The sequence below is a fragment of the Pseudocitrobacter sp. RIT415 genome (assembly GCF_003057695.2).
GTDB classification, from domain to species: domain Bacteria; phylum Pseudomonadota; class Gammaproteobacteria; order Enterobacterales; family Enterobacteriaceae; genus Pseudocitrobacter; species Pseudocitrobacter faecalis.
This window is the reverse complement of the sequence record NZ_QBJC02000006.1, coordinates 237,541-246,586: the sequence shown is the minus strand read 5'-3', so window position 1 is coordinate 246,586 and position 9,046 is coordinate 237,541. Positions and strand designations below refer to the sequence as shown.

Below are 9,046 nucleotides of genomic sequence, written 5' to 3'. Positions count from 1 at the left end.
AAGGATGTTAAAAAGTGTTCACCATGTCCCCGAACACCTGTCTACCATGTCCCCGGACCGTACAGGGAGAGGGTTAGGGTGAGGGCATTTCTTACACCGTAAACCCAAGCATCATCCCCGTATCCTCATGCTCCAGCAGATGACAATGCGCCATATAGGCATGCTCTTTCGGCGCTTCATGATCGAACTTCACTAGCACCTCACTGACATCCCCTTCCACGCGAACCGTATCTTTCCATCCCGCGCGGTGCGCCGCAGGCGGCTTGCCATTTTCCGACACAATCCGGAACTGTGTACCGTGAATGTGGAACGGATGCAGCATCATGTCGCCCTTGCCGGAGATAAACCAGCGCTCATACTGACCCTTACTGGCGGCAAACATCGGCGTGCTCATGTCAAACGCTTTGCCGTTAATACGGTTAGCATTGTGGAAGTCAAAATCCCCACTGCCATGATTCATATGGCCCATGTTGCCATGATCCCTATTACCGTGGCCCATCATCTCACCGTGCTGCATGTGGCCCATCGCGCTCATGCCATACTTTTTCATCAGCGCCTGCATGCCCATCATATCGAGCATCGGATCCATAGAAAGCTGGAGTCTGCGTTCGGTCAGGCCGTCTAATGAGGGCAGAGCAGGCAGTGAAGAGAGCACATCCGGTAATTCACCCGATGCATTGATAGTAACGGGCTGTACGCGCAGAACTGGATGCGCTTTATCGAAGGGCGCAACGGCCATTCCCATCTGAGTTACCGGCAGCGTCACGATATCAAACGGTTTCCCGTCGCGGGTCTCAACCAGCACTTCAAAACGCTCCCCCATCAGCATCGGCAATTCCATTACTTTGACCGGCTCCGGGAGCAAACCGCCATCGCTTGCCACCACATACAGCGGGCGATTATCGCTGGCAGCAATCGTCAAGGAACGCGCATTACAACCGTTAAGCAGGCGCAAGCGCAGCCAGCCGCGCGGTGCCGCGTGCTGCGGGTAGATAGCACCGTTGGTCAGCAGCGTGTCGCCAAACCAACCGACAGCGGCAGTCATTACATCAAGTTGATAATCAATTTCACCCTCGGCGTTAAATTTTTTGTCCTGAATAATGAGCGGCACATCATCAATGCCCCACTGTTTTGGCAACATCAGGCGACGAATATCATCATCTTCAATCAAGACCAATCCCGCCAGTCCCATCGCCACCTGATGACCCGTTTTGCCATGTTGATGTGGGTGGAACCAGCAGGTCGCCGCACGTTGGTCAGGCGTGAAACTGACCGTGCGTTTACCGCCTGGTTGAATAATGCCCTGCGGGCCGCCGTCGACCTCCCCCGGGATCTCAAGCCCGTGCCAGTGAACGGTAGTCTCTTGCGTCAGTTGATTATGGATATTGACGGTGATGGGTTTCCCCTTCTTCAACTGAAGCGCCGGGCCGAGTAAGTGGCCGTTATAACCCCATGTCGTAGCGGTTTTAGCGCCAAACTGCGTTTTTCCCGCCTGGACGGTGAGCGTCACCTGGCTGCGCGCATCAGCGGCAAGCAAAGGGGGAATGGGAAGCGCAGGACGATCGGCGGCGAAAACGGCCCGACTCCAGAGCGGTAACGCGCTCGCCACGCTGACGGCGGCGCTCAATTTCAGAAATTCACGACGGTGCATCATTACATCCTTTTGCTGGCTGCGGGTGAATATTTGAGCTTAAACCCTACCCTTGCGGGAAGGTCAAGTAAGAAGCGTCGAAAAAGGCTCTACGTACCGTCTGGAAGTGTGCTAACGTTGAATCTCGACGAGGTAAGGTAGAAGAAATGAAGACGTTTTTCCGTACAATGCTGCTTGGATGTTTGTTGACTGCGTCCAGCCACAGCTATGCATTAAGCGAGTCTGAAGCAGAAGACATGGCCGATCTCACTGCGGTGTTTGTGTTCCTGAAAAACGACTGTGGTTACCAAAATCTCCCTAATGGCCAGATTCGTCGCGCCCTCGTTTTCTTTGCCCAGCAAAATCAGTGGGATCTCAGCAATTACGACACCTTCGATATGAAATCGCTCGGCGAAGACAGCTATCGCGATCTCAGTGGTATCGGTATCCCAACCGCGAAAAAATGCAAATCGCTGGCTCGCGACTCCCTGAGCCTTCTCGCCTACGTGAAATAACACGCTCTACCTTCCTGCTGAAAAAACGACCGTGCGCCCACGGTCATTGTTAGCTATTATGTTGCGCCTGTTTCAAAGGTGTTAACAATGGAGGGTTCAAACGATGACCGATAACACCCTGTGGCACGAAACGCTGCATGACCAGTTTGGTCAGTATTTTGCGGTGGAAAACGTGCTCTACCATGAGAAAACCGATCATCAGGATTTGATCATTTTCGAGAACGCCGCCTTTGGCCGCGTAATGGCGCTGGATGGCGTGGTACAAACCACCGAACGCGATGAATTTATCTATCATGAAATGATGACCCACGTTCCGCTGCTGGCCCATGGTCACGCGAAACATGTGCTCATTATTGGTGGCGGTGATGGTGCGATGCTGCGTGAGGTTAGTCGACATAAGAACGTCGAGACCATCACTATGGTGGAAATCGATGCAGGCGTGGTTTCGTTCTGCCGCCAGTATCTTCCTAATCATAGTGCCGGAGCCTACGACGATCCGCGCTTTACGCTGGTGATTGATGATGGCGTGAACTTCGTCAATCAAACGTCGCAAACCTTCGACGTGATTATCTCCGACTGTACCGACCCGATTGGCCCCGGCGAAAGCCTTTTCACCTCGGCGTTCTATGAAGGCTGTAAACGCTGCCTGAACCCTGGCGGGATCTTCGTCGCGCAAAACGGTGTTTGTTTCCTCCAGCAGGACGAGGCGCTCGATAGCCATCGCAAACTGAGCCACTACTTTGATGATGTGAGTTTCTATCAGGCGGCAATCCCCACCTATTATGGTGGCATTATGACCTTCGCCTGGGCGACCGATAACCCGGCGCTGCGCCATTTATCAGCCGAGATAATTCAGGCGCGCTTCCATACCGCGAAGCTTGCGTGTCGCTACTACAACCCGGCTATTCACACCGCGGCGTTCGCGCTGCCGCAATATCTACATGACGCACTGTCTGCACAGTGACGCTAAGGGGGTGAGGAAAATTGAAAAAACTGAAGCTGCACGGCTTTAACAACCTGACCAAAAGCCTGAGTTTTTGCATTTACGATATCTGTTACGCAAAAACCGCAGAAGAGCGCGATGGTTACATCGCCTATATCGATGAACTCTACAATGCCAATCGTCTGACCGAAATCCTGTCAGAAACCTGCTCCATCATCGGCGCGAACATACTCAATATCGCCCGCCAGGATTATGAACCGCAGGGCGCGAGCGTCACCATTCTGGTGAGCGAAGAACCCGTCGACCCGAAGCTGATTGATAAAACCGAACATCCCGGCCCGCTACCGGAAGCGGTGGTGGCGCATCTCGATAAGAGCCACATCTGCGTGCACACCTACCCGGAAAGTCACCCGGAAAGCGGTTTATGTACCTTCCGCGCGGATATCGAAGTCTCGACCTGTGGCGTCATTTCACCGCTAAATGCGTTGAACTACCTTATTCACCAGCTTGAATCTGATATCGTCACCATTGATTATCGCGTACGCGGTTTCACCCGCGATATCAACGGCATGAAACACTTTATCGATCATGAGATTAATTCGATTCAGAACTTTATGTCAGATGACATGAAGTCGCTGTATGACATGGTGGATGTGAATGTGTATCAGGAGAACATCTTCCACACCAAAATGATGCTCAAAGAGTTCGACCTGAAACACTATATGTTCCACACCAAACCGGAAGATTTAACCGACATTGAGCGCAAAGACATTACCGCTGCGCTATGGAAAGAAATGCGCGAGATTTATTACGCGCGCAATATACCGACGGTGTAACGCTGAATCGGGGCAATATGCCCCGATTCTGTTACAACGATGAAAACAGTGTCACGACTCAGCTTTTAAGTCGTGATAGTAATACTCTTTATCGCGCGATGTAATTTCCCTGAGAACCCGGCAGGGCACGCCAACCGCGATAACATTAGCAGGAATATCTTTTGTCACCACACTTCCCGCACCGATGACCGAATTATCGCCAATGGTCACGCCCGGATTAATGACAACATGGCTGCCAATCCAGACATTATTACCGATCGTGACAGGGAAAGAGAACATTTCACCATGTGTACGTAGGGCATAATGCACAGGATGACCGGTAACAGAAATGGTTACATTGGGCGCGATCATGACGTTATCACCGATGGTTACCGTATGATCGTCGACAATTGTCAAATTGAAATTGGCATAAAAATTTTCACCAAGCGTAATATTCTTACCGTAAGAAAAAAACATTGGTGGTTCAATCCAGACATTATCCCCCGTTTTAGCAAAAATTCTCTCTATTAATTCTCTGCGTCGGTTTTCCTCTGAGGGACGGGTATGGTTATATTCATACATGAGCTCCTTCCCACGCAGGCGCTCCTCCGGTAAACCCTCGGTTAAATCAGTAAACAGCATTCCCTCTTTGATTCGCTGTCTCATTGATAATGTCATTTCCGCCTCCTGCGTATCAACTTATACTTTTCGTCTGCGAAGATCGCACAATGCTCAGTGGCCCGGCACCGCTTAACGTTACGGTTGAGATAAGGGTAAAGACCAGCGCAATCAGTCCTAAAACTAAATAAGCCCCCTGGAAACCTATTTTTTCATACATATTACCAGCCAGCACCGACATAAACATCATCGCCAACTGTTTGAAAAAACAGAAGCAAACCAGATAAATAGTGGCAGAAAAACGCACCTCAAACTGGCTGGTAATATATTTGAAGCACCCAACTATCAGGAAAGGGATTTCAAACATATGCAGCGTTTTAAGAATAACAACTTCAACCGCGCTGGTCGCGAAAGAAGAACCAATAATACGGACAGACATGATCATTCCCGCCACCAGCAAAGCATTCTTCCCCCCAATTCGATTTACGATTAGTGGTGCGAAAAACATAATACAGGCGTTGAGCAATTCTCCCATTGTCGTGACGTAGCCGAAGACCCGCGTGCCCTGCTCTCCGGTTGCGAAAAAGGAGGTGAAGAAATTGGCGAACTGTTGATCGAACACATCATAGGTGCAGGATACACCGACCACATACAGTGATAGAAACCACAATTTGGGCTGTTTAAATAGCTCCAGAGCCAGCTTAACACTAAAAGCTGACGAGTTCGCACCAACCGCATCGGCGACCGTTGCTGAAGAAGAGGCATCCGTACGAGAGAAATAGAGCAATACCGCAAGTACAATTGCACACCCGGAACCCAGCCAGAAAACAAATTCATTATTGATTGTGAACATGACGCCAACAATCGACGCACAAAGCGCCCAGCCCACACAGCCAAACATTCGCGCCCGACCAAACTCAAAATGGCTGCGCCTGCTCGCTTTTTCAATATAGGCTTCAATCGCTGGGGCACCCGCATTATAAATAAAGCCAAGATAAATGCCGCCCACAATAGAACCAAGTAAAATATTAAACTGTAATAACGGCCCAAAAGCATAAATAAAGAAAGGGGCAAACATAACCAACATCCCGGTAATAACCCACAGCAGATGTTTTCGTAAACCCAATTTATCCGACATTAAACCAAAAATCGGTTGAAACAATAGCGAGAAAAATGAGATACAGGCAAAGATGACCCCGGTGTCTCCCTTACTGATGTGGTTGATATCATGTAACCAGATCGGAAAAAAGGGAAAATATGCGCCCATGATAAAGAAATAGAAAAAGAAGAAAAAGCCAAACATCCAAAAGTTGGTATTCTTGAGATAATACATAAAAAATCCTTGCACTAAGGTGGGCAGGTTCACACCTGCCCAATTTTCATTTTATTCTTCAACTCGAATAAATTTTCACATTATTATTCCCAAACGATCTGATAATAATAATGACGCGCACTTAGTTGGAATTCTGGCGATACGGAAGGACTCCAGGAGTCATCCCCACCAACCCCCATATGGAAGCCGTCAAGATTAAGCCAGGTTCCCGCTTCTTCCTGCAGCAAATGGCGATGGGTTGTTTCCATCAATTGCCTCTGGCTATAACGACCAATATTGAACTGGAAGTCGCCACGCCACTGATGTATGCCATAACGCAATTGCCGCGTACCGCAGCGCAGACCGTTTTCACCTGGAAATACATACGGCGTATGCATAGCATCAAGCGGAAGCTCCCAGCTATCGAAACAGGCGCTGCTTAAACGATCCGGATAGTTTTCATGCGGCCCCAGTCCAAGCCATTTCACGGTGTCCTCAACCTGCGAAAGCTGGCATGTCAGACCAATGCGTGCGGGATAGGGAGTTCCACTGGCAACGTCGACGCTGATATCAATCTGCATTTTACCGTGGCCATCAATCCGGTAGGTTTTGCGGCTGATAAACAGTGTGGCCCCCTGATATTGCCAGGCATGTGTCGTGGTTATCAGGACTGCATCTGAGAGAGCATCAGCCTGACAGGCTAAAAGCACCGGCTCGGTACGATAATGGCCAGCCTTTTTCCAGCGCTCCACCCATGCATTGGGATCAATCCGCGTCACTTCACTGACCCCAATATCATTATCAAGCGGCGCCCGCGTAAACTGATCGGTAAGCGGTGTGAGAAGCTGTTTTTCATCACCCTTCCACAACTGCGTCAGCCAGCCCTGCTGGCGGCAGAATTGCCACCGCTTTTCGCTAACGGTCACGACATATTCATTCTGATTGGCTGAAAGCGTGGGCACGTCATCAGCGAGCGGAGGACGGTTCGCCGCCAATGACTCTTCCAGCGCCCACTGCTGCCATGCGCTGATATGCCCCGCTTCCGACCATGCCGTGGCGCGCGGTTGCTCCACGCGTACCGTCAGCCACAACTGTCCGGGCGCATGCGGTGTTGATACCTCTGGCAGCGTAATGACCTGACGCCCTTGCGGCGCGATATCCAGCACCACCTCCCCGTGAGCAAGTTCATTGCCCTCACGCTTTAACGTCCAGTGGAGGATTTCATTGTCGCTGTGGCGGTACAGATATTCACTCACGACTTCGATACTGCGCTTATCACCGGGCAACAGGTGGAACTGGAAGAACTGTTGCGCGTGTTTTGCTTCATAAAGCGCCGGGTGAGGCGTGCGGTCGGCAAAGACCAGACCATTCATACAGAACTGGCGATCGTTCGGCGTATCGCCAAAATCGCCACCGTAAGCTGACCATGGTTTTCCGTCTTCGTCATATTGAATTAATGACTGATCCACCCAGTCCCAAACGAATCCGCCTTGCAGGCGCGGATATTGTCGAAACGCCTGCCAGTATTTAGCAAAGCCGCCAAAGCTATTGCCCATCGCGTGCGCATACTCGCAGAGGATAAGTGGACGCTGCTCGCCGGGCAGAGAAAGCCATTTTTTGATAGACCACTTCGGCGCGACGTCGAATGCCTGGTCCTGATCGACACGGCTGTACATCGGGCAAATAATATCCGTCGCCGCCGTATCCGCGCCGCCCCCTTCATATTGAACCGGTCGGGTGGGATCTTCAGACTTCAGCCAACGATAGAGCGCATCATGATTCACTCCGTGTCCGGATTCATTCCCTAATGACCAGATGATAATGCAGGGATGGTTACGATCGCGCTGCACCATACGCGTTACGCGTTGGCTCATCGCGGGCAACCAGTCCGGGTCATCAGTTAATCGATTCATCGGTACCATACCGTGAGTTTCGATATTGGCTTCATCCACGACGTACAAACCATACTGGTCACACAAGGTGTACCACAATGGATGGTTGGGATAGTGCGAACAGCGCACGGCGTTAAAGTTATTTTGCTTCATCAACAAAATATCCTGGATCATGGTTTCACGATCCATCACCTGCCCGTTCAGAGGATGATGTTCATGGCGATTGGTGCCGCGAATCAGTAACGGCTTGCCATTAAGCCGTAACAACCCATTTTCAATACGAATGTCGCGAAAACCTACATCGCAGGCTTCCGCCTCGATTAATTCGCCATCGGCAGTGCGCAACTGAATGACGGCCCGATACAGTTCAGGCGTTTCCGCGCTCCATAACGCGGGATGCTCAACCGGCAAACAGAGCGTGGCACGTTCAGCATAGTTACCGCGCTCATCAACAGGGGCGCTGCCAGGCCGCGCGCTGACCTGCCCGATAAGCGATTGCCCTTTCCACAAATGCAGTTCAATCTGCACATCATGCTGGACGTAACCGGCAATGCGAACCTCCGCTTCGAGACGCGCACGATTGTATTCACTATTAAGATGGGTATCGAGGTGGAAATCCGCAATTTGCAGCGACGGTTTATGTAAAAGGGAGACGTCGCGGAAAATGCCGCTCATCCGCCACATATCCTGGTCTTCAAGATAGGTGCCGTCGCTCCAGCGCAGCACCAGAACCGCCAGCCGGTTTTCACCCGCTTGCAAATATGCTGTAAGGTCAAAATCAGACGGCAACCGGCTGTCCTGTCCATAACCGACCCAGTGCCCATTGCACCATAAATGAAATGCGGAGTTCACACCGTCAAAAATAACCCGCGTTTGCCCCTCGGCTAACCATTTATCATCCACACAAAATGTGAGCGAATAACAACCCGTGGCATTTTCGTCAGGAACATAAGGCGGGTTTACCGGGATCGGATAAGTGACATTGGTATAAATGGGAGCATCATAGCCCAGCATTTGCCAGTTAGACGGCACCGGAACAGTATCGGCATCAGGCAGATCCGCCTGCAACCAGCTTTCCGGTACCGACTCGGGCGAAGGGAACCAGCAGAATTGCCAGTCGCCATTCAGGCTTACCAGCCGATCCGACCTTTCGTTTCTTTGAGCGCCCTCGACACATCGCCAACTGCAAAAAGGCGGGTGCGCCGCCATTCTGTTACGTTGCGTCACACCGGGCGTCTCCCAGTCCCGCCGTGCCAGCACGGCAGCCAGTGAATCCTGTTCTGAAGTCATTGCGTTATCCTTTACGTATTATGTTACTCGC

7 protein-coding genes are annotated in these 9,046 nt (G+C 51.0%); 3 read left to right on the top strand and 4 right to left on the bottom strand.

Translation table 11 applies throughout. The annotated features are described in order from the left end of the window. Positions 1–91 precede the first annotated feature (91 nt). On the bottom strand, positions 92–1,651 hold the full coding sequence (cueO, locus tag DBY68_RS09075) for a multicopper oxidase CueO (protein WP_108475579.1): 1,560 nt from the start codon (positions 1,649–1,651) through the stop codon (positions 92–94). 146 nt (positions 1,652–1,797) lie between these two features. Between cueO and DBY68_RS09070 the strand changes: the two genes are divergently transcribed. The 3 genes from DBY68_RS09070 (at position 1,798) to speD (ending at position 3,924) form a co-directional block, all read left to right on the top strand. Next, positions 1,798–2,145, top strand: a complete 348-nt coding sequence (locus tag DBY68_RS09070) for a YacC family pilotin-like protein (protein WP_108475578.1) — start codon at positions 1,798–1,800, stop codon at positions 2,143–2,145. Positions 2,146–2,248: 103 nt separating this feature from the next. Next, on the top strand, positions 2,249–3,109 hold the full coding sequence (gene speE / locus DBY68_RS09065; RefSeq protein ID WP_108475577.1) for a polyamine aminopropyltransferase: 861 nt from the start codon (positions 2,249–2,251) through the stop codon (positions 3,107–3,109). 20 nt (positions 3,110–3,129) lie between these two features. Continuing rightward, the gene (gene speD / locus DBY68_RS09060; protein WP_108475576.1) at positions 3,130–3,924 is read left to right on the top strand and encodes an adenosylmethionine decarboxylase; all 795 of its coding nucleotides are present in this window, start codon (positions 3,130–3,132) and stop codon (positions 3,922–3,924) included. A 51-nt stretch (positions 3,925–3,975) separates the two neighbouring features. Here speD and lacA read toward each other — a convergent pair whose 3' ends face one another. The 3 genes from lacA to DBY68_RS09045 all read right to left on the bottom strand — a co-directional run bounded on the left by lacA (position 3,976) and on the right by DBY68_RS09045 (position 9,015). Then, positions 3,976–4,581, bottom strand: a complete 606-nt coding sequence (gene lacA, locus DBY68_RS09055) for a galactoside O-acetyltransferase (protein WP_108475575.1) — start codon at positions 4,579–4,581, stop codon at positions 3,976–3,978. Between the two features lie 16 nt (positions 4,582–4,597). Beyond that, positions 4,598–5,854 (bottom strand): MFS transporter, encoded by a 1,257-nt coding sequence (locus DBY68_RS09050; RefSeq protein WP_108475574.1) that lies wholly within the window; start codon positions 5,852–5,854, stop codon positions 4,598–4,600. Between the two features lie 83 nt (positions 5,855–5,937). Further along, positions 5,938–9,015: a beta-galactosidase gene (locus tag DBY68_RS09045; protein WP_108475573.1), complete on the bottom strand. Its 3,078-nt coding sequence runs from the start codon at positions 9,013–9,015 to the stop codon at positions 5,938–5,940. Between the last annotated feature and the right edge of the window lie 31 nt (positions 9,016–9,046).

Coding starts and splice junctions, on each gene's coding strand:
- cueO (WP_108475579.1), bottom strand. CDS start 1,651: ATGCACCGTCGTGAATTTCTGAAATTGAGCGCCGCCGTCAGCGTGGCG.
- DBY68_RS09070 (WP_108475578.1), top strand. CDS start 1,798: ATGAAGACGTTTTTCCGTACAATGCTGCTTGGATGTTTGTTGACTGCG.
- speE (WP_108475577.1), top strand. CDS start 2,249: ATGACCGATAACACCCTGTGGCACGAAACGCTGCATGACCAGTTTGGT.
- lacA (WP_108475575.1), bottom strand. CDS start 4,581: ATGACATTATCAATGAGACAGCGAATCAAAGAGGGAATGCTGTTTACT.
- DBY68_RS09050 (WP_108475574.1), bottom strand. CDS start 5,854: ATGTATTATCTCAAGAATACCAACTTTTGGATGTTTGGCTTTTTCTTC.
- DBY68_RS09045 (WP_108475573.1), bottom strand. CDS start 9,015: ATGACTTCAGAACAGGATTCACTGGCTGCCGTGCTGGCACGGCGGGAC.